This window comes from Nocardia niigatensis NBRC 100131 (assembly GCF_000308655.1).
Lineage (GTDB): Bacteria > Actinomycetota > Actinomycetes > Mycobacteriales > Mycobacteriaceae > Nocardia > Nocardia niigatensis.
Genome location: NZ_BAGC01000040.1, coordinates 348,787 through 368,260, shown reverse-complemented (window position 1 = coordinate 368,260; position 19,474 = coordinate 348,787). Strand labels below are relative to the sequence as shown.

Here is a 19,474-nt window from a genome sequence, read left to right as displayed (position 1 = left end):
GCAGGTCGACCGAACCGATTGCTGCATCGTTTACGCATCGATTGCGTAGGATGGTGAGGTCAACCAAGGAGGAACAATGAATCGCAATCGCCTTCGGCCCATCGCCTGTGCGGTGGCGGTGTTTGTCGCCGCCGTCGCGACCGCATCGGTCGTGCCCGCCTCCGCCTCGGCGGAGTCGCCACCCCAACCGGTCCCGCAACTGGACACCGCCCGTTATCTGGGGACCTGGAATCAGCTCGCCGCGATTCCGCAGTACTTCAACCTGAACTGTGCTCGCGACACCCAGGCCGAGTACACCCTCGACCCCGATGGCGACATCGCCGTGCGCAACACCTGTACGACCTGGGCCTCGACGACCAACGAGATTCGCGGCACTGCCACGATCAACGATCCCGTCACCCGCGCGCAACTTCATGTCAGCTTCCCCGGCGTACCCACCCAGGACAGCCGCACCGGGCCGACGAACTACATCGTCACCGCGCTGGCCGACGACTATTCCTGGGCGCTGGTCACCGACCCCTATCGCCTGTCGGGGTTCGTCTTGTCTCGTCCCGCGCAACTCGACCAGGCGCAGTGGGACCGGGTGCGCACCGCCATCGCCGCGGCGGGGGAGGACGCCTGCCTGTATCTGACCTCGCCGACGACAGGTGGCCTGGACCGGATTGCCCCGCTGTGTAGCGTCTGAGCGACGTGCCTCGGCACGAATCCTGCGGGGTGCCGCACCGAGTTCCACTCGGCCTCACCAGTCCTCGCCGGCCACGGTATACGCCGCCTCGGCGCACCCTCCGACCGCGCCAACGCCCGTAACGTGTGGGGCATGGGCGAACGGGTGGTGATCATCGGCGGGGATGCTGCGGGGATGGCGGCGGCGTCGCAGGCGCGCAGGTTGAAGGGCGCGGCAGAGCTCGAGATCGTCGTTTTCGAGCGGGGGCACTTCACCTCGTACTCGGCGTGCGGGATCCCGTACTGGGTGGGCGGGGATGTGGGCGGTCCGGACGACCTCATCGCGCGGACGCCCGCCGAGCATCGGGCGCGGGACATCGATCTGCGGCTGCGGACCGAGGTGGTGGAGATCGATGTCGCCGGGCGGCGGGTGCGGTCTCGTGAGGTCGACACCGGGCGGGAGAACTGGACCGGCTACGACAAACTCGTGATCGCCACCGGCGCGACGCCGATCCGGCCCGCGCTGCCCGGCATCGACGCGGCCGGCGTGCACGGGGTGCAGACGCTCGATGACGGGGAAGCCCTCATCGGCACCCTCGAGTCGATCACGGGACGTCGCGCGGTGGTGGTGGGCGCGGGGTACATCGGGGTGGAGATGGCCGAGGCGTTGATCAACCGGGGATTCCAGGTGACCATGCTCAACCGCGGCGCCGAGCCCATGTCGACCCTCGACCCGGATATGGGCGTGCTGATCCGGAAGGCCATGCAGGGCATGGGGATTCAGGTCGTAGGCAATGCGGAGCTGACGGCCGTCCACACCGATGAGCAGGGCCGGGTGACCGGCGTCGCCACGGCCGATGCCGAATACCCCGCCGATGTGGTGGTGCTCGGTATCGGCGTGCGTCCCGCCACCGACCTGGCTCGCGCGGCCGGTCTCCCGCTGGGGGAGTCGGGTGGTCTGCTCACCGACCTGGCCATGCGGGTGCGCGGGCACGAGAACATCTGGGCGGGCGGCGATTGTGTGGAGGTGCTCGACCTGGTGTCGGGCTCGGAACGCCACATTCCGCTGGGCACGCACGCCAACAAGCACGGTCAGATCATCGGTTCCGGCGTCGGCGGCGACTACGCCACCTTCCCCGGTGTCGTGGGGACCGCGGTCAGCAAGGTGTGCGATCTGGAGGTCGCCCGCACCGGTCTGCGGGAGCGTGACGCCCGGGCGGCGGGACTGCAATTCGTCACCGTCACCATCGAATCCACCAGCCGCTCCGGCTATTTCCCCGGTACCGCGCCCATGACGGTGAAGATGCTCGCCGAACGCCGCACCGGCCGCCTGCTCGGTGTCCAGATCGTCGGGCGCGAAGGGGCGGGCAAGCGGATCGATATCGCCGCCGTCGCTCTCACCACGCGCCTGACCGTCGATCAGATCGTTGCCCTCGACCTCGGCTACGCCCCACCCTTCTCCCCGGTCTGGGACCCTGTCCAGGTCGCCGCCCGCAAGGCCGTCACGGCGGTTCGCCGTGACGGCAGGTAGGTGTGTGATGGCCGGCCGCGCTGACCGGCGGCCCGATCCGGCGGGTCAGCCGTAGAGCTGGACGAAGCGGTCCAGGGAGCGTTCGACGTCGCCGCGGAGGGCGCGCGCCACGGCCGAGCCGATGGGGCCGAAGAGGGGTGCGCCGCCGAGGTTGAAGTCGGCGGTGACCTTCGAGCCGGTGGGGCTGGCGGAGACACGGAGTTCGATGCCGAATCTGGTGCCGCCGATGCCGGAACCGGTGAGTACCAGGCGGGTCGGGGGTTCGGCGGTGTCGACGATCCAGGTGACGCGATTGCGGAAGCCTTTGACGGTGGCGACGCCGATGAGGCGGGTCCCGGGGGTGAGCGCGTCGGGGACGGGGCCGCGCCAGCCCTCGTGAAGGGTGAGCCACTTGTCGAGTTCGGGCAGGTCAGAGGCGTGCGACCACGCCTTCTCGGGCGCGATCGGGACGTCTACGGAGACCTTGAGCTTAGCCACGAAACACATGGTATCTGTTACATGATGTAGCTCTAACGAGGCATAAACTGCGGTATGCCTCGGTGTCGTGCGCCAATTCATCCGCCTGCAGTCGGTCCGGCCGACCGGCATCCCACACACGACTGGGCGTCATGACCACGGCACGAGAAGTCCCCGATCCCTGGGCGAGCCGGCGCGGCACTCCGCATTGGATTCCATCGCGTGGACTGAGCAACGGCCTGGATGCCCGTGCCTGGGCAGTCCTCGCGGACTTGGACGAATCGCAGGTCTACAGAGTGCTTTTCGCGCTCTCCGATGTGGGAATCGCCGGCTATGTCCTTCCGGTGCGCGCGACGCCGCTGGCGGCCGGTGATCCGGCCGTCGTCTGGCGGCTGTCGGTCGACATCCCGCAGTATCGCGCGGCGGAGGATCTGTTGATGGAGTTGCTGCGTTACGGCCGCTCCCGGCGCTCGCGGCAGCCGGCCCAGGGCCGTCGCCGCCGTCGCCGTGTGCCGCTGGTCCGCGAGCGCCGTGAGCGCCGGTAGGTGTTTCGGGCCTCGCCGAATCCGCTCGGCCCCTTGAAAGTTCCCGCGCTGCAGGCGCATTCCACGCTGCGCTACCAGGACTGGCGGGCCGTGGTCGCGGAGTTCGTGGCCGCCCGCCTCGGTGGGGCGGCCGCCGACCTGATTCCGCGGACGGTCGCGCACTGTGCGCTCGGCGCCGCCGTGGCGGGATACGAGCACTGGCTGTCCCGGCCCGGGCTGGATCTGGCCGAGGTACTCGACCGCACCATGCGGTGCCTGGACACCGCCTTCGCCGGCTGACAAGACATTCCCGCCTCGGAAGAGGCGGCATCCCTACTGCTGTGTCGCCTCCGCGCCGGCCTCGTCGTCCCGGTCGGGCTCTTCGCCGAGCAGCTCGTCCTGGACGGCTTCGAGCATGCACGTGTTGTTGTCGAGCAGTCCCAGAATCTCGTCCAGCCGGTCCCTCTTCATCACTCGATCGTCACCTCCTCCCGTTCCGGTGGCAACACCATGCCGCTTCGGCCGCCGATCGCGTGAGATTTCTTGAGTCATGACTCAGTAAATGGTTATCCTGAGTCGGAACTCAGGAAAGGTTGGGCCGATGGCGAATCCGCTGCTGCTGGCTACACACATCACCATCGCGTTGACGCTGACGATCCTCGTCGGCGTGCAGTGCACCGAGTTGGCGCGAATCCGGCTGGAGCCCAGTGGAATCCGGGTCGAGGGAGCTGTCCGGGCGGTCCGGCTCACCCTGCTTGCCGTGCCGGCGTTCACCCTGTTGACCGCGGTCACGGGCTTCGCCGTACTGGCCGACGGCGCGAAGGGTGGACCCTGGCTCGGGGCCGGAGTGGTATCGACCGCCGTGATCGGCGCGAGCTCGGGGTGGACGCGTCGGCGACTGGCCGACCCCGGTTCGAACCGGACCGGCCGTGGTGCGGGAGTGCTGGCCGCTGTCCAATGGGGTGTTCCCGCACAGACATTGGCCGCGGCCTTCTTGATGGCCGACCGGCCCGACAACCCGGCGATCGCCTTCGCACCCGTCTTGGTCGCCGTCGCGATCACCGCCGTCGCGTACGTCTCGGCGCGGCGCATGACGGGGGTGCCGGCTCCTCGGTGACCGGGCCGCGCTCGTCCGTGGTTCCGGTCGGATTACTCGTTGCCGGGGGTGGTGCCCGTGCGGCCCGCGTCGCGCTGATCCGCCGGATCGGCCGACGTCGGGGGCGGGCCGGGCGCGGCCTCGGGGGACGCGTCACGTTGGCGGGCGTTCCACCAGTGGCGCAGCTGGGTCAGCCGGGTGGCGCGGGCGGGCCAGAATTCCTCGACGCTGGCATTGAATTCGGCGCCGAGGATGATGGCGAAACCCAGGAAGAACGTGAACAGCAGGAAGGCGATGGGCGTCGCCAGCGCGCCATAGGAGATGCCGGTCCGGGTCACCCACGCCAGGTAGCGGCGCAGGCCCTCGCTGGCGGCCATGAAGAACACGCCCGCGACCAGTGCGCCACCGAAGAGCCGATGCCAGGGCAGGGTGCGGTGGAGAGCGGTCTTGTAGAGGAACGTGAGGCCGACGATCAGCAGCAGACCCGTGGCCGGGTAGTAGAAGGTGTCGATGAGACGCAGGCCCGGCTCCCGCCAGCCGTGTGGCAGCACCCGTCCGATGAGGGTGGGGCCCAAGGCAATCAGTGGCAGGACGAGCACCGCGATCACCAGGAACCCCGCATAGAGCAGCAGCGCGAAGATCCGCTGCCAGACCGGGTGCCGGGCGGTGGCCTGGCCGTGCGCGGCGGTGATGGCGTCGACGAAGGTCGCCATGGCCGACGATCCCGCCCACAGCGACAGCACGAACCCGACCGACACCACGCCGCCGTGTCCGCGTTGCAGCACGTCGTTGACGGTCGGCTGCACCAGACTGTCGACCACGCTGGGGCTGAACGCCTTCCGCGCGAACGCGACGATCTTGGACTGCACGATGTTCAGCGTGTTCGGCCCGAACCAGTGCCCGACATAACCGAGACTGCCGAGCAGTCCGAGCAGCAGCGGCGCCAGCGAGAGCGTCTGCCAGAAGGCGGCCGCGGCGGACTTGGTGAAGATCGAGTCGTTCCACGCCTTCACCGCGACGTGGACGACCAGCTGCCGGATGCGGTCCCAGCGGGTGTCGGCGAGCACAACGGACGCCGTAGGTGCCGACGCGTCGGCGTGTTGCGGAGATTCGTCGTGCGCGTTCATCGTGGCCTAAGCATCGCCTACCAGCGCTTCGAATGGGACGGGACCCGCAATGTGTCGTGCGGCACTCGGCGGGACTGTGTCGGATTGGAAAGCTGTCGGGCTCACTCGCTAATCTCTACCGAGTGACTTCGGGTGGTGGCGGTTCGTTACGTGCATGGCAGCGCAGAGCGCTCACCAAATATCTGACGACCAAGCCACGCGACTTCCTTGCCGTCGCCACACCCGGCGCCGGAAAGACCACCTTCGCGCTGCGCGTGGCCGCTGAGCTGCTCAACGACCGCACGGTCGACCAGGTGACGGTGGTCGCGCCCACCGAGCACCTCAAGCATCAGTGGGCGGCGTCGGCCGCGCGCAACGGGATCCAGCTGGACTCGAACTTCTCCAACTCGACCGGCTCCACCTCGTCGGACTACCACGGCGTGGTCGTCACCTACGCGCAGATCGCGTCGCATCCGTTCAAGCACCGCGTCCGCACCGAGAACCGCCGCACGCTGGTGATCATGGACGAGATCCATCACGCCGGCGACGCCAAGAGCTGGGGTGAGGCGGTCGAGGAGGCGTTCGCCGACGCCACCCGCCGGCTGGCGCTCACCGGTACCCCCTTCCGCAGCGACGACTCCAAGATCCCGTTCATCACCTACGAGGCCGACGAGTCCGGCTTCGAGAAGTCGCGCGCCGACCACACCTACGGCTACTCCGAGGCGCTCGCCGACGGCGTCGTCAGACCCGTGGTGTTCCTCGCCTACTCCGGCGAGGCGCACTGGCGTGACAGCGCGGGCGAAGAGTACTCGGCCCGCCTCGGCGAACCCCTCAATGCCGAACAGACCGCCCGCGCCTGGCGCACCGCCCTCGACCCGGCCGGCGACTGGATGTCCAAGGTCCTCACCGCCGCCGACACCCGCCTGCGCCAGCTGCGCGCCACCGGCATGCCCGATGCGGGCGGCCTCGTGATCGCCACCGACCAGGAGAAGGCGCGCGACTACGCCGAACTGCTGGAACACATCTCGGGCACCAAGCCGACCGTCGTCCTCTCCGACGACCCGGACTCCTCCGACCGCATCGGCCAGTTCAGCGAGACCACCGATCCGTGGATGGTCGCGGTGCGCATGGTGTCCGAGGGCGTCGACGTGCCGCGTCTGGCCGTCGGCGTCTACGCCACCAGCGCTTCCACTCCGTTGTACTTCGCCCAGGCCATCGGCCGTTTCGTGCGTGCCCGCAAGACGGGTGAGACCGCCAGCGTCTTCCTGCCCTCGGTGCCGGTGCTGCTGGACCTGGCCGCCCAGCTGGAGCTGCAGCGCGACCACGTCATCGGCAAGCCGCACCGCGAGGCGAACTCGCTGGAGGACGAACTCCTCATCGACGCCAACCGGCAGAAGGACGAGCCCGGCGAGGAGGAGAAGAAGTTCGTCGCCCTGGCCGCCGACGCCGAGCTCGACCAGGTCATCTACGACGGCGACTCCTTCGGCACCGCCACCTTCTCCGGCAGCGACGAGGAGGCCGACTACCTCGGCATCCCCGGCCTGCTCGACGCCGACCAGATGCGCGCTCTGCTGCGCGAACGCCAGACCCGTCAGCTTCGGGATCGCAGCGCGGCCGCCGAGTCCCGTCCGAGCGGCGCCGGTGTGGAGGCCGCCGCCGAACGCGCGGCCACCTCGGACCGCCTGTCCGAACTGCGCCGGGAACTGAACAGCCTGGTCGCCATGCATCACCACCGCACCGGCAAACCGCACGGTGTCATCCACGGCGATCTGCGCCGCGAATGCGGCGGCCCCCCAACCGCACTCGCCACCGCCGACCAGCTGTCCCAGCGCATCGCGGCCCTGCGCCGCATCTGACCCGGCCGGGCTAGGTCACCTGGAGTTCGACCTCGACCGGGTCGCCCGCGCTCAACCCCTCGGCGACGCGGACGGCCTTCTTCATCGGCAGCACATATGTTCCGCGCTTGCCATCGGGAAAGATCGAGGTCGACCACCGGCTGCTGCCGACTGCGACCTTCACCTTCACCGAGCCGAATCCGGAAGCGGTATGGCCGAAGCGCTCCTCGATCTCGTCGGCGACCGACTCGGGCAGGCTCACGAAATGCCAGGAGGCCTGGGCTTCCCACTCCCAGAGTTCGGCGGTGAACGAGTACGTGGAGATCGCCATGTGCCGACGGTAGCGGTCCGGTCCGACAGAATCGGGCCGGGAGAGTGGGGCGTCAGCCGAAGTACACCGCCGGATCGAGCGCGTCGATGGGGGTCCATCGTGGGATCGCGACCGGGGCATCGGTCGGCGTTCCGGGCGGGGCGCTGCGGTAGCCCTGGAGATCCAGTGCGAGCCAGGGGTTTTCGTCGATCAGGCGGACCACCGCGTAACAGGTGGCGAGCATGTGGAGGCAGCGGGCGTTGCGGGCGCGGCAGGAGCAGTCGGTGGCGGCGAGGATCGGGGTCACCGAGATCCCCGCGCCGGCCACCGCGGCGTGCAGTTCGTCGCTGAGGGTGAGGGCGTCGGCGGGCACCACCGCGGCGATGGCGTCGATGGTGGCGCGCGGAAGCGACGTCAGCTCCAGGTGTGTCACCGACGCCTCGGACCCGCGGTGGATGTGCGCCTGCACCACGGTGCCCTCGATCTCGGTCCGGACCCCGTTGTTGCGGGCGATGTTGCGGGCCCGGGGGAGCAGTGGCTCGGGTTTGGTGAGGCTGAGCGGTTCCGCGAGCCGCACCCAGTCCTTGCCCCAGGCCGTGTACCCGAATTCGTTGTCCGCCATCTCAGTTCTCCCGCTTCCGGCGCAGCAGCTCCAGCAGTCGCTCGTCGTCGAGTCGCGCCAGCTCCGCGACCCCCGCCGCATCGCTGAGGTCGGTGAGCGCCGACTTGCGGTCGTGCATGCCCGCGATGTGCTCCTCGAGGGTGGTGCCGGAGGTCAGCGTGGTGACGGTGACGGTGCGGGTCTGCCCGATGCGGTGCGCGCGGTCCGACGCCTGCGCCTCCACCGCCGGATTCCACCAGCGGTCGAAATGGATGACGTCGGCGGCCCGCGTGAGCGTCAGCCCGGTGCCCGCGGCCCGCAGGCTGAGCACCAAAATGGGTGGGCCGTCCGGTGACTGGAAGTCCGCGACGATTTCCGCGCGCTGCTGCTGGTTCAGCCCGCCGTGGAAGAATGGCGCCCGCACCCCGAACTCCTCGGCACAGTGCCGGACCAGCAGCTCACCGGTCTTGCGGTACTGGGTGAACACCAGGGTGGGCGCGTCCACGTCGAGATTGTTGGCCAGGATGTCGGAGCAGATGTCGAATTTCCCGGAGCGCCCGAGCAATTCGTCCAGCTCCCCGGTGATCAGCCCGGGGTGGTTGCACACCTGCTTGAGCTCGGTCAGCACCGCCAGCACCCGCGTGTGCCGCTGCGCTCCGGTTCCGAAGCCGGCGGCCTCGGCCCGGTCGAGCAGCTGGTCGTAGAGCCGTTGCTGCTCCGCGCTCAGGTCGCACACCAGATCACAGTGGATCTTGGCGGGCAGCGCCGCGGCCACCTGGGATTTGCGGCGGCCCAGCACGATCGGCTCGACCGCGTCGCGCAGCCGCAGCACCGCACTCGCCGATCCCTCGCTGATCGGCCGCACGAACCGCCGCCGGAACTGCGCTCGGTGCGTGAACTCCTGCGGCACGATGAGATTCAGCAGCGCCCACAATTCGTCGAGGTGGTTCTCCACCGGCGTGCCGGTGAGCGCGATCCGCGCGGCGGCCGGAATCGCTCGCGCCGCCTTCGCCACCTGCGTGTGCGGATTCTTCAGCACCTGCGCCTCGTCGAAAATCACGGTGGCCCACGGCTGCCCGGCCAGCGCCGCGCTGTGTCCGCGCAGCGTCGGATACCCGGTCACCACGATGGTCCCCGCCTCCGCGTCCGGCGCCTCCCCGCCTCGCCAGCCCACGGCGCGCAGTCCGGGCGCGAATCGTTCGATCTCGTGCGCCCAGTTGCCGACCAGTGATGTGGGACACACCACGAGTTGTGGCCCGTCCCCGGCCTTCCCGAGCAGATACCCGATGGCCTGCACCGTCTTGCCCAGGCCCATTTCGTCGGCCAGCACCGCGCCGCCGTGCGCGGCGACGGTCTCGCGCAGCCAGGTGATGCCGCGCGCCTGATAGGGCCGCAGCTCCGCCTTCAGCCCGGTCCGCAGCTCGGCGCCCAGCGCCACGGTGTCGCGCAGTGCTCGCAGCGTCCGGCCCGCCGACACGACGGCGGTGCCGGTGGCGTTCGGGACGGCGTGCGCGGCCAGGGGTAGACGCCGCGCCTCGACCTCCGTCTCGATCGCCTCGCGCAGCAGATATATCGATTCCCCCGAATTTTCAATAGCGATAGTGCATAACCGTTCCGGTTCCACCAGAGCGCATTCCACGTCGGTGACGCCGATGCCGTCCCGGCCGGGAACGGCGAGGGCGAGGGTCTCCACCTCGCCCAGGTCTCGCGGTGCGCGTCCGGTGGCGTGGCCGTTCCACGTCCAGAGCGCGACCATATGTCGATCCTGCAGGTAGGTGGCTTGCGAGGTCTCCGGCACTCATCCGTTGTACCCGGCCGATCTCGCCGTGCGCACATGATCAATCTCGCGTTGCGCGCAGCGTGGTCGACGTGTCCCATGCCACAGCGCAATTGGTGTGGCGTAGGCCACAGCCGCGACTGAAGGTCCGGAAACAGCGGCAGCGGGCGACCTGCTGGTCGCCCGCTGCCGGGTTTTCTGTTGGGAAGATTCAATTGTCGAGCGGGCTCTCGGAGAATGATGGCTCCCGATCGAGCCTCTCCGAGGTGGAGGAGCTTGTTACAGCGCCGGTGCCGACTCCGTGTCGATCACGGCCTCGAGCGCACGAAGACGGTCCATGTGCTCGTTGGCGTGATGCTGGCAGAAGAGCAACTCTCCACCGGCAGGAAGGGTTGCGCGCACGCGCGCAGCCGCCCCGCAGCGGTCGCAACGATCGACCGCGGTCAGTGGGGTGCTTGTCAGGGTTCCTGGCATGACTCCTCCGTCCTGGCTCCGGGCGCTCGCGCGCCGTTTGCCTGGTGTGGGGGCTCGCGGTCCATTCCGCGAACCTCGCTACCGCTACTTCCCAGCAGTGGCTGTTGACTACTTTGTCAGACGTTCGGCGCGAGGGCTTTGTTCCCGTGCAGTTTCCCATGTGTTTTCTCTAACACGACCTGCGATTTCGCTGAAAGCGAACAGGTCCTGGTGACTGCCCCCGGAGATGTCGAAACCTCCCGTTCGAACACGCTGATCGAGTTGTCTATCCGGAGACTACCCGGGCGCACCGACACTCACACTCCGATTGGTCTCTGTGGCTGGGACGCCAGCAAACCGTAATCAAGGCGGGTGGATTGGAGACCTGTCCGCGACCGCGTGACCTCGATCCATGGCCCGCGTCGATACCGGAAGGGGTACGTGCCTGCCGGCGCTGTTCGCGCAGCGCGAACGGCGGATTCGCGCGGGCGCTCAGAACCAGGACTCGTCGAGCTCCAGGGTGGTGCGATCGCCGGAGTCGAGCAGGTCGAATTGTGGTGCGGTGCGCGGAAGTTCCCAGCGGAAGAAGTACCGGGCGGCCAGCCGCTTTCCCTGGCGGAAGGCCTCCCACTCGGCCGCGTGCGGACGGTCCTGTGCGGGCAGGGCATTGGCGGTGACGGCCTGCTCGAGCCAGATCCAGGCCAGCACCACGTGGCCGAACGCCTCCAGATAGACCGCCGAATTGGTCAGGGCCGCCTCGGGATTGCCGGTGCTCCACAGACCGGCCGTGGTGGCGGCCAGGCGACCGGCGGCGGCCTCCAGCGCGGCGGCGTGCTCGGACAGCTCGGCGTCGCCGCTCGCGCGGGCCGCGGCGATGGTGGCGGCCATGGTCTCCAGGAGGGCGGCCAGGGCCGCGCCGTTGTCCAGGGTGACCTGGCGGCCGAGCAGATCCATGCTCTGAATGCCGTGGGTGCCTTCGTGAATCGGGTTGAGGCGGTTGTCGCGGTAGTGCTGCTCGACGTCGTAGTCGCGGGTGTAGCCCGCGCCGCCGTGGATCTGGATTGCCAGGTCGTTGGCGGCCAGGCACCACTGACTCGGCCAGGACTTGGCGATGGGAGTGAGGATGCGCAGCAGGGTGGCGGCGCGCGCCCGGCCGGATTCGTCTGCCGCGGTGCGGTGTTCGTCGACCAGCTTGCCGCAGTAGAGCTGCAGCGCCAGCGCGCCCTCGGCATAGGACTTCTGGGCCAGCAGCATGCGCCGCACGTCCGGGTGCTCGATGATCGGCACCTGTGCGCCGCCGTGGGCGCTGACCGGGCGGCCCTGCGGGCGGCTGCGGGCGTAGTCGAGGGATTTGAGGTAGCCGGTGTAGCCCAGCGCCGTGGAGGCCAGGCCGACGCCGATGCGGGCCTCGTTCATCATCGTGAACATCTGGGCCAGCCCGTGATTCGGCTCTCCGACCAGATAGCCGATGGCGCCGGGCTCGCCGCCGGGGGTGAAGTTGCCGTCGCCGAAGACCGGAGCGGTGTTGACGGTGCCGCGCCAGCCCATCTTGTGGTTGATGCCCGAGAGCGCGACATCGTTGTGGACAGTCGCGTCGCCGTCCGCGTCGGGCAGGAACTTGGGGACGACGAACAGCGAGATGCCGCGGGTGCCCTCCGGTGCGCCCGGAATGCGGGCCAGCACCAGATGGACGATGTTCTCAGAGAGTTCGTGGTCGCCGCCGGAGATCCACATCTTGTGCCCGAACAGACGGTAGGAGCCGTCGGCGGCGGGGACGGCGCGGGTGGTGATGTCGGCCAGGCTGGAGCCGGCCTGCGGCTCCGACAGCGCCATGGTGCCGAAGCTGCGGCCGTCCAGCATCGGGCGCACGTAGGCGTCGATCTGCTCCGGGCTGCCGTGCGCGGCAAGCAGATTCGCATTGCCGGTGGTGAGCAGCACATAGGCGGCGGTGCCGACATTGGCGGCGTGGAACCACGACATGCACGCGGTGTAGACCGAGTGCGGCAGCTGCATGCCGCCGATCTCGTAATCCATTGCCGCGCCGATCATTCCGGCGTCCGCGAAGGCCCGCAGCGCCTTGCCGACCGCGGGGATGATGTGCACGCGCTCGCCGTCGAAGGTGGGCTCGTGCAGATCGTTCTCGCGATTGTGCGGCGCGAAGTAGGTGGTGGCCAGGTCCTGGCACAGCCGCAGCACCTGGTCGAAGGTGTCGCGGGAGTGGTCGGCGAAGCGGTCGCGGGACGTCAGCGACTCCACGTGCAGCCAGTCGTAGAGCAGGAACTCGAGGTCGCGGGCGGACATGATGCTGGACGGATTCATGGTTCCTCGGACGGTCGGGTACGGGAGTCGTACCTGCCGGTCTACCAGAAGGCGCGCGGCCGTCCGAGAGGGCGGGGCGAGATCACGGTCGGTGGCCAGGAGCGCACCGGAGCGCGGCCGCGGTGCGCCCGCCCGAAGTGGCCGGGCGACTGCCCCTTCCAGGTCCGCAACGCCGAGGCGAACGGAGACGCTGGCGTAGCCGAGTCGATCGGCGGCCTGTTCCACGGTGAGCCCGGCGATCAGCAGCTCCTCGGCGAGCATGCCGACCGTCTTCTGGCTGAGCTCGCGGAGGGCACTCACCTAGATTGGACAGGTGGGAACCGAACAGGACACGACGCCGCCGACCCTGCTGCACATCTGCTCCCGAGCCGACTGGGAAAACGCACGCGCCGCAGGCGAATACCGCGCCCCCTCGCTGGCCGAGGCCGGATTCATCCACCTCTCCGCGCCCTATCAGGCCCACCTGCCCGCCAATCGCCTCTTCGCCGGACGCACCGATCTCGTACTGCTGCACCTGGATCCGGCTCGGCTGAACTCCCCGGTGCAGTGGGAGCCGGGCGTGCCCACCGATCCGGAGTCCATGCGGTTCCCGCACCTGTACGGCCCGCTGCCTCTCGCCGCGGTCGTCGAGGTCACCGCATTCCTGCCCGGCCCCGACGGATCGTTCGCCCCGCTCACCGCGGAGTGACCCGACGCTCGCCCGTCCGAGACGCGTGCGGACGGGTGTGCCGGAATGTAGCTCCCCGGGATTCGGGCGGGTTGTCCTAGTCTGGACGGCGTGAACGTCGATGTGACTGCGCTGCCCGGTATCGGTGTGCGGAAGGATTTCGAGGTCAGATCGGGGCGGCGGATCGGAGTGGTGGCGCACCGGGACGGCGGCATCGATCTCATCGTGTCGCAGCGGGACGACCCGGACGCGTGCCAGGCCCAGGTGCCGCTGACGACCGACGAGGCAGCGGTCCTGGCGAATCTGCTGGGCGCGCCGCAGCTGGTGCAGCAGCTGAAGGAAGAACACTCGGACCTACCCGGGATCACCACCAGACAGCTGACAATCGGCGGCAATTCGCCATACCGGGGACGCATGCTCGGCGAGACCGCCATGCGGACCCGGACCAAGGCCTCCATCGTGGCCATCATGCGGGCAGGGCAACTGCACCCCTCACCCGGACCCGATCAAGTGCTCGACTCCGGTGACGTGCTCGTCGTCGTCGGCACGCCGCACGGGCTCGACGCGGCCGCTCGCATTCTGGCCGACGGCTGAAGCAGTGGATTCGACCGGTCTAGCCCTGTTCGAACTCGGCGCGATCTTGTTCGCGCTCGGCATGCTGGGGCGGCTGGCCGCCCGCTTCGGCATGTCGCCGATTCCCTTCTATCTGCTGGGCGGCCTGGCCTTCGGTGAGGGCGGCATCATCAAGATGCGCGCCGCCACCGAATTCGGGCACCTGGCCGGCGAGATCGGCGTGGTGCTGCTGCTCCTGCTGCTCGGATTGGAGTACACCGCCGCCGAACTGGTGACCGGACTGCGGCGGTCCTGGCTGGCGGGCCTGCTCGACATCGTCGCCAATGCCACGCCGGGCGTGGTGGTGGCGCTGATCCTGGGCTGGGGCCCGACCGGCGCGGTCACCATGGGCGGCGTCACCTACATCTCGTCCTCCGGCATCGTCGCCAAGGTGCTCAACGACCTGGGCCGCCTCGGCAACCGCGAGACGCCGGTGGTGCTGTCCATCCTGGTGTTCGAGGATCTGGCCATGGCGGTGTACCTGCCGATCCTCACCATGATGCTGGCCGGGCTGAGTTTCGCCAACGGACTGCGCTCGCTGGCCACCGCGCTGGTGGCGATCACCGTGGTGCTCATCGTGGCGCTGCGCTACGGCCGGTACGTGTCGGCCATCGTGGACAGCAACGACCGGGAAGTGTTCCTGCTCGAGCTGCTGGGCGCGGCCCTGCTGGTGGCGGGCGCCGCCTCGGCGCTGAAGGTGTCGGCGGCGGTCGGCGCGTTCCTGCTCGGCATCGCCATCTCCGGATCCACCGCGCAGGAGGCGGCGAAACTCCTCGAACCGATCCGGGATCTGTTCGCGGCCATCTTCTTCGTGGCCTTCGGGCTCAGCACCGACCCGCGAGCCATCCCGCCGGTGCTGGGCTGGGCGGTACTGCTGGCGGTGGTGACCACCCTGACCAAGCTCGCCACCGGCTGGTGGGCGGCGTCGCGGCAGGGCATCCGTCGCATGGGCCGGGCACGCGCGGGCGCGGCGCTGGTGGCGCACGGCGAATTCTCCATCGTCATTGCCGGACTGGCGGTTTCGCTGGGCGGCGTGAGCGGTCGGCTGGCCGCGCTGGCCTCGGCCTACGTGCTAATGATGGCCGTGCTCGGCCCGATCGCGGCGCGCCTCGTCGAGCCGGCCATCCGGCTCGTCCAGCGTGACCGCGGCCGCATCGACCCCGTCCCCGGCTGAATTCCCGTTGGCCCCGGCCGGATTCGCGGCCACCCGGACCACCTTCGCCGTAGCCTTGCGCTTTCGCACCGCGACCAGGCGGTGCGAGAGCGCCACCGCGACCGCGCCCACCGTGAAACCGATGAGCAGCGCGAAGAAATGGCCGTAGTCGGTGAAGGTGCGGCCGTGCCAGACGCCGTACGCGTAATAGACCAGCATGGACAGCGCCCATACCCAGCGGGCCGGGCCGCGCAGCCGGAAGGCCAGCGTGGCCATCATCGCCGAGATGCCGTAGCTCGGGCCGACATCCGAGGCGAACGCCACCCGGGTCGGGATCAGCTGCTTGTCCAGCTTGTGGGCGATGCCGATCACCGTGATCACGGTGGCGCCGACATGACCGATGGCCACCACCAGGATCCAGCGCAGCGACCCCAGCCACCGCTCGGCCAGCGCCATCAAGGTGACCAGGATGAGAATGTCGGCCCACGGGAAGCCGCCGTCGGTCCAGAACGCGGAGGCCACCAGCACCTGGATCGGATCCTTCTGCATATTGCGCAGATTCGTGGAGGCGGAGAAGATCAGCCGCCGGCCCACGATGTCGCTGGCCCCGCGCAACGTCCACCAGGTGATGAACAGGGTGAACGCGTAGGCGATGCACGCCGGGGTGACGGACAGGAGATCCCGATAGGCCTGGATCGCGCGCCGCAGCCGCTGCGGCTGCCGCCACCAGTCGTCGATACTGCGGACCTCCTCGCGCAGATCGACGGTGCGCAGCCAGGGCGGCTGATAGGTGCCTGCCATGGCGCCATGGTAGCCCGAGGGGCACGGGCCACCCGGTGCATCGCGCGGCGAACGCCATGGCGACCATGCCACCGGCACCGCGCGAACCACCTAGCGGATTTCCGGCGAAACACGCGGCGGTGCGGGCCGCCCGCCCGCGTCGCGGACAGCGGCGAAGTACTGTTCACCCGGTGTGGCAGGCCGCTCGGACGGCGCCGGAATCGGCGCGGGGCAGGAGGTGCAGACGGAATGAGACTGCGGCGAGTGATTCCGGTGCTGGCCGGGACCGCGATCCTGGTGCCGTTCGTCGGCTTCACCGGCTATACGGTCGGCCGCGCCCGGCTGTCCCCGCACCCGGGCACGCAGGTCGTGGTGGTCCTCGGCTGCCGGCTGCGCCACGATCGGGTCGCCCCGATGCTGGCCCGGCGGCTCGACCGGGCCCTCGACGTGGTGCGGGCCGAGCAGGACCGGGGCCGCGCACCACTGGTGGTGGTCTCCGGCGGGCAGAGCGGGCGCGAATCCGTGGCCGAAGCCGAGGCGATGGCGGATTATCTGCTGGCGCAAGGCATTCCGGCCGACCGCATCATCCGGGAGCACCGGTCGCGCAATACCGAGGAGAATCTGCGCTTCACCCTCGTCGAGTTGCGCGAGCGTGGTCTCGATCCGGACGCGGTGCGAATCACCTTGGTCACCAGCGACTTTCACGTACTGCGTACGGCCGGCCTGGCCCGGCGGCTCGGGTTGCGCGCCCAGGTCACCGGCGCGCGCACCTCCCGCCTGCTCACCCGCAAGTCCTTCGCGCGGGAATTCGTCGCCGTGCTGGTGCGGCTCGGCCGGGCCGGATAGCGCCGCCGATCAGAGCCGCAGATCCAGACGGCGCATGACCCGGTCCACCACGTCGGGCGGGACGCCGGGCTCGCGGCGGGCGGCGAGGGCCTCGGCCCGGCCGGCCTCCAGTACGTCATTGGTGATGGTCCGCATCTTCGCGGTGTAGGCCAGGGTCCGATCGGTGTGCATCCGCGCATTGCCTGCGGCGGCTTCCGGATCCGCTTGGGCCAGACGGCGTTCGAAGCCCAGGCGCAGCCGGTCGTAGACCTCCTCGGGCAGGTGTTCGGTGTCCGAGATCTCCTCGAGCCGGGCCAGTTCGGCGTCCAGTACCCGGGTCCAGAGCTGGCGTTCGAAGGCGCGTTCGGCGCCGGTGTCGGCGTGCACGCCCGTCGCCGACACCACGGCGGGCAGGGTCGGGCCCTGCAGCAGCAGCGTGAACAGGACCACCGTGATGGCGGTGAACAGGATTTCGGTGCGGCCCGGGAAGGGTTTTCCGCTGTCGGTGCTGAACGGCACGGCCAGTGCCAGCGCGACCGTCGCGACGCCGCGCATTCCGGCCCACCAGGTGACCACGGTCTCGCGCCAGGTGTAGGGCTCGTCCTTGTCGCGGGTGCGCCACCAGGATTTGAAGATCGCGGTCGTGGTGAGCAGCCAGATCAGCCGCAGTCCCACGACCACCGCGATGACGACCACCGCCCCGCCGATGAAGCGCGGCCAATCGGGTCCGGCATCGCGCAGCACCGTGCTCAGCTCCAGTCCGATCAGACCGAAAGCGAAACCGGTGACCAGCATTTCGGTTATCTCCCAGAAGGAGTCGCCCACCAGCCGGTAGTCGCTGTCGCTGAAATCGGTGGCGGCGTCGGTGAGATACATCGAGCACACCAGCACCGCCAGCACCGCCGACCCGCCCCGCGATTCCGAGAGCCCGTAGGCCGCGAACGGCAGCAGCAGGCCCAGTGCCACTCGCCAGGGTGCCTCGTCGAGCCGCTGCATGAGTTTGCTTCCGGCCCAGCCGAGCAGCAGCCCGACCACCGCCCCGACCAGCGCCGACACCAGGAAATCGCCGAAGGCGCCCCAGGCCGAGAAGGAACCGGTCACGACCGCCTGGATCGCGGCTGTGTAGAGGACGATCGCGGTCACGTCGTTGAACAGGCCCTCACCCTCGAGCAGCGCGACCAGGCGCCGGGGCAGGCCCAGCCTGCCCGCGAGCGCCGAGACCGCCACCGGATCCGGCGGCGCGACCAGGGCTCCCAGCGCGACCGCCGCGCCGATCGGCACGGCCGGATACCAGAGGTGAAAAGCCCAGGCCACGGCCACCGTGGTCACGATGACCAGCACCACCGCCCGCAGGCTGATGGCCATCCAGTTCTCGGCGAACTGCCGCCACGAGGTGCGCCGCGCGGCGGCGTACAGCAGCGGCGGCAGCACCAGCGGGAGGATCAGTTCGGGGTCGATCTCGATATTGGGCACCTGCGGAATCAGGGCCAGTACCACGCCGAAGGCGGTCATGAGTACCGCCGGAGCCTGGCCCAGTCGCCGTCCGAGCGGCTGGGCCAGGATGGTCGCGAACAGGACCGCGAAGATCAACTCCAGCTGGTGGTGCTCCACGGCAGTCAGTTTGCTGCCGAAGTGCCCGAAAGTCGATCATCGGGCGCGGATTCTCAGTGAACCGGGCCGGTAATTCTCAGCCCGCCCGGTCCGGAGTGGAGCCGGCCCACATTCGGGCGGGTGCCGCTATGAATAGCGGGAACTGCGCTGTGGCGGAACCGGATTCCGGTCGGGGCGCGCCACCGGGCCGGCGGCGGCCGGGTAGTACTGGTCCGAGCGCCAGTCGCCGGACGTGGACATCTCGTGGCGGCCGGGGGCCTGGTAGTCGGGGGCCGGTGCGTACAGGCCCGCGGTCCGGTAGTCCTTGGGGCCGGGTTCGTCCTGGCCCGAGCTGCGCGTGTCGGCCACCGCGGAGGCTGCCCGCAGCGACCAGCTCACGCCCGGTGCGGGTTCCGGCACGACGGGTTCGGGCATCATGGCGCGCTCGTCCACCTCGGTGAGGCCGACGTGGATGAGCAGGATCAGGGTCACCATGCTGACGCTGATCATCAGCGGGGCCAGCAGTTCCATCGCGCCCGCGCCGTGCGGGGTGGCCGGATTGTTCATGTGGTGGGCGCTCATCGACGCCATGCCGGTGTAGTGCATGCCGCAGACCGCGACGCCCATGATCAGGGCCGCGCCGATGGTGGCCCAGATACCCTTGATGACCAGCGTGAACCACAGTGCCGCGGTGGCCGCGACCACCGCGATCACCATGGACAGCGTGACGATGCCCGGGTTGTAGTTGATCATCGCGTCGGACCGCATCGCGTACATGCCCGAGTAGTGCATGGCGCCGACGCCGAGCCCGGTAACCGCGCCGCCCGCGAACAGCGACAAGCGTCCGAAGGGCTCGCGGGCCACCACGAACAGCCCGAGCCACACCACGGTGACCGAGATGATGGCGCTGAGCAGGGTGAGCGGCACGTTGTACTTGATCACCGCGCCGCGGATGGTGAAGCCCAGCATGGCGACGAAGTGCATGACCCAGATGCCGGTGCCGCCGATGGCGACGGCCGCCGAGATGAGCCATCCGCTGCGTCCGTCCCCTGACCGGGCGCGTGCCGTGCACCGCAGACCGAGTAGGGATCCGGTGACGGACATGATGTAGGCCAGCACGGGTGTGATCCAACCGTAGCTGAAGTGGTGAATTTCCAGCACTCGAACTCCATTGCC

General features: G+C 69.3%; 21 protein-coding genes. 10 read left to right on the top strand and 11 right to left on the bottom strand.

Going from position 1 to position 19,474, the window contains the following annotated elements; translation table 11 throughout:
• The first annotated feature begins 76 nt into the window (after positions 1 to 76).
• Entirely contained in the window at positions 77 to 685 is a 609-nt protein-coding gene (locus tag ON33_RS14535) for a lipocalin family protein (protein WP_040859047.1), read from the top strand.
• Positions 686 to 817: 132 nt separating this feature from the next.
• Complete coding sequence (locus ON33_RS14530) at positions 818 to 2,194, top strand: FAD-dependent oxidoreductase (RefSeq protein ID WP_040859045.1); 1,377 nt, start codon at positions 818 to 820, stop codon at positions 2,192 to 2,194.
• A gap of 45 nt (positions 2,195 to 2,239) precedes the next feature.
• Here ON33_RS14530 and ON33_RS14525 read toward each other — a convergent pair whose 3' ends face one another.
• Positions 2,240 to 2,671, bottom strand: a complete 432-nt coding sequence (locus tag ON33_RS14525) for a type II toxin-antitoxin system Rv0910 family toxin (protein WP_040859303.1) — start codon at positions 2,669 to 2,671, stop codon at positions 2,240 to 2,242.
• 131 nt (positions 2,672 to 2,802) lie between these two features.
• On the opposite strand from ON33_RS14525, the gene ON33_RS14520 reads away from it, so the two are divergent.
• The gene (locus ON33_RS14520) at positions 2,803 to 3,195 is read left to right on the top strand and encodes a hypothetical protein (protein WP_157184537.1); all 393 of its coding nucleotides are present in this window, start codon (positions 2,803 to 2,805) and stop codon (positions 3,193 to 3,195) included.
• 33 nt (positions 3,196 to 3,228) lie between these two features.
• Positions 3,229 to 3,474, top strand: a complete 246-nt coding sequence (locus tag ON33_RS14515; RefSeq protein WP_157184536.1) for an acyl-CoA-like ligand-binding transcription factor — start codon at positions 3,229 to 3,231, stop codon at positions 3,472 to 3,474.
• Between the two features lie 33 nt (positions 3,475 to 3,507).
• On the opposite strand, the gene ON33_RS41235 is transcribed toward ON33_RS14515, so the two are convergent.
• Positions 3,508 to 3,645, bottom strand: a complete 138-nt coding sequence (locus ON33_RS41235; RefSeq protein ID WP_157184535.1) for a hypothetical protein — start codon at positions 3,643 to 3,645, stop codon at positions 3,508 to 3,510.
• Positions 3,646 to 3,775: 130 nt separating this feature from the next.
• Between ON33_RS41235 and ON33_RS14510 the strand changes: the two genes are divergently transcribed.
• Positions 3,776 to 4,291 carry a hypothetical protein gene (locus tag ON33_RS14510; RefSeq protein ID WP_040859042.1) on the top strand — a complete coding sequence of 172 codons (516 nt, stop codon included), beginning with the start codon at positions 3,776 to 3,778 and terminating at the stop codon, positions 4,289 to 4,291.
• A gap of 32 nt (positions 4,292 to 4,323) precedes the next feature.
• On the opposite strand, the gene ON33_RS14505 is transcribed toward ON33_RS14510, so the two are convergent.
• Entirely contained in the window at positions 4,324 to 5,337 is a 1,014-nt protein-coding gene (locus ON33_RS14505; RefSeq protein ID WP_051152197.1) for a YihY/virulence factor BrkB family protein, read from the bottom strand.
• A 182-nt stretch (positions 5,338 to 5,519) separates the two neighbouring features.
• Between ON33_RS14505 and ON33_RS14500 the strand changes: the two genes are divergently transcribed.
• Complete coding sequence (locus tag ON33_RS14500; protein ID WP_040859040.1) at positions 5,520 to 7,232, top strand: DEAD/DEAH box helicase; 1,713 nt, start codon at positions 5,520 to 5,522, stop codon at positions 7,230 to 7,232.
• A 10-nt stretch (positions 7,233 to 7,242) separates the two neighbouring features.
• Here ON33_RS14500 and ON33_RS14495 read toward each other — a convergent pair whose 3' ends face one another.
• The 5 genes from ON33_RS14495 to ON33_RS14475 form a co-directional block, all read right to left on the bottom strand.
• Positions 7,243 to 7,542, bottom strand: a complete 300-nt coding sequence (locus ON33_RS14495) for a DUF1905 domain-containing protein (protein ID WP_040859038.1) — start codon at positions 7,540 to 7,542, stop codon at positions 7,243 to 7,245.
• A 52-nt stretch (positions 7,543 to 7,594) separates the two neighbouring features.
• Positions 7,595 to 8,143, bottom strand: coding sequence for an SWIM zinc finger-containing protein (locus ON33_RS14490; protein ID WP_040859037.1), 549 nt, complete (start codon positions 8,141 to 8,143; stop codon positions 7,595 to 7,597).
• Between the two features lies 1 nt (position 8,144).
• Positions 8,145 to 9,878: a DEAD/DEAH box helicase gene (locus ON33_RS14485; RefSeq protein WP_040859296.1), complete on the bottom strand. Its 1,734-nt coding sequence runs from the start codon at positions 9,876 to 9,878 to the stop codon at positions 8,145 to 8,147.
• A gap of 300 nt (positions 9,879 to 10,178) precedes the next feature.
• Positions 10,179 to 10,373, bottom strand: a complete 195-nt coding sequence (locus ON33_RS43315; RefSeq protein WP_040809921.1) for a DUF7455 domain-containing protein — start codon at positions 10,371 to 10,373, stop codon at positions 10,179 to 10,181.
• 471 nt (positions 10,374 to 10,844) lie between these two features.
• Positions 10,845 to 12,671 (bottom strand): acyl-CoA dehydrogenase, encoded by a 1,827-nt coding sequence (locus tag ON33_RS14475; RefSeq protein WP_040859294.1) that lies wholly within the window; start codon positions 12,669 to 12,671, stop codon positions 10,845 to 10,847.
• 313 nt (positions 12,672 to 12,984) lie between these two features.
• On the opposite strand from ON33_RS14475, the gene ON33_RS14470 reads away from it, so the two are divergent.
• The 3 genes from ON33_RS14470 to ON33_RS14460 all read left to right on the top strand — a co-directional run bounded on the left by ON33_RS14470 (position 12,985) and on the right by ON33_RS14460 (position 15,124).
• Entirely contained in the window at positions 12,985 to 13,359 is a 375-nt protein-coding gene (locus ON33_RS14470; protein ID WP_040859035.1) for a DUF952 domain-containing protein, read from the top strand.
• 90 nt (positions 13,360 to 13,449) lie between these two features.
• A complete protein-coding gene (locus tag ON33_RS14465) occupies positions 13,450 to 13,932 on the top strand; it encodes a cation:proton antiporter regulatory subunit (protein ID WP_040859034.1) in 483 nt (160 codons plus the stop codon).
• Positions 13,933 to 13,936: 4 nt separating this feature from the next.
• Entirely contained in the window at positions 13,937 to 15,124 is a 1,188-nt protein-coding gene (locus tag ON33_RS14460; protein ID WP_040859033.1) for a cation:proton antiporter, read from the top strand.
• On the opposite strand, the gene ON33_RS14455 is transcribed toward ON33_RS14460, so the two are convergent.
• The gene (locus tag ON33_RS14455; protein WP_040859032.1) at positions 15,023 to 15,904 is read right to left on the bottom strand and encodes a rhomboid-like protein; all 882 of its coding nucleotides are present in this window, start codon (positions 15,902 to 15,904) and stop codon (positions 15,023 to 15,025) included. The two genes, ON33_RS14460 and ON33_RS14455, sit on opposite strands and share 102 nt — an antisense overlap.
• Before the next feature lie 228 nt (positions 15,905 to 16,132).
• Here ON33_RS14455 and ON33_RS14450 point away from each other — a divergent pair, with 228 nt between their 5' ends.
• On the top strand, positions 16,133 to 16,729 hold the full coding sequence (locus ON33_RS14450; protein ID WP_051152121.1) for a YdcF family protein: 597 nt from the start codon (positions 16,133 to 16,135) through the stop codon (positions 16,727 to 16,729).
• Between the two features lie 9 nt (positions 16,730 to 16,738).
• Here the strand turns inward: ON33_RS14450 and ON33_RS14445 are convergent, their stop codons facing one another.
• Complete coding sequence (locus ON33_RS14445) at positions 16,739 to 18,319, bottom strand: Na+/H+ antiporter (RefSeq protein ID WP_040859030.1); 1,581 nt, start codon at positions 18,317 to 18,319, stop codon at positions 16,739 to 16,741.
• Between the two features lie 126 nt (positions 18,320 to 18,445).
• The gene (locus ON33_RS14440) at positions 18,446 to 19,459 is read right to left on the bottom strand and encodes an MHYT domain-containing protein (RefSeq protein ID WP_063710994.1); all 1,014 of its coding nucleotides are present in this window, start codon (positions 19,457 to 19,459) and stop codon (positions 18,446 to 18,448) included.
• Between the last annotated feature and the right edge of the window lie 15 nt (positions 19,460 to 19,474).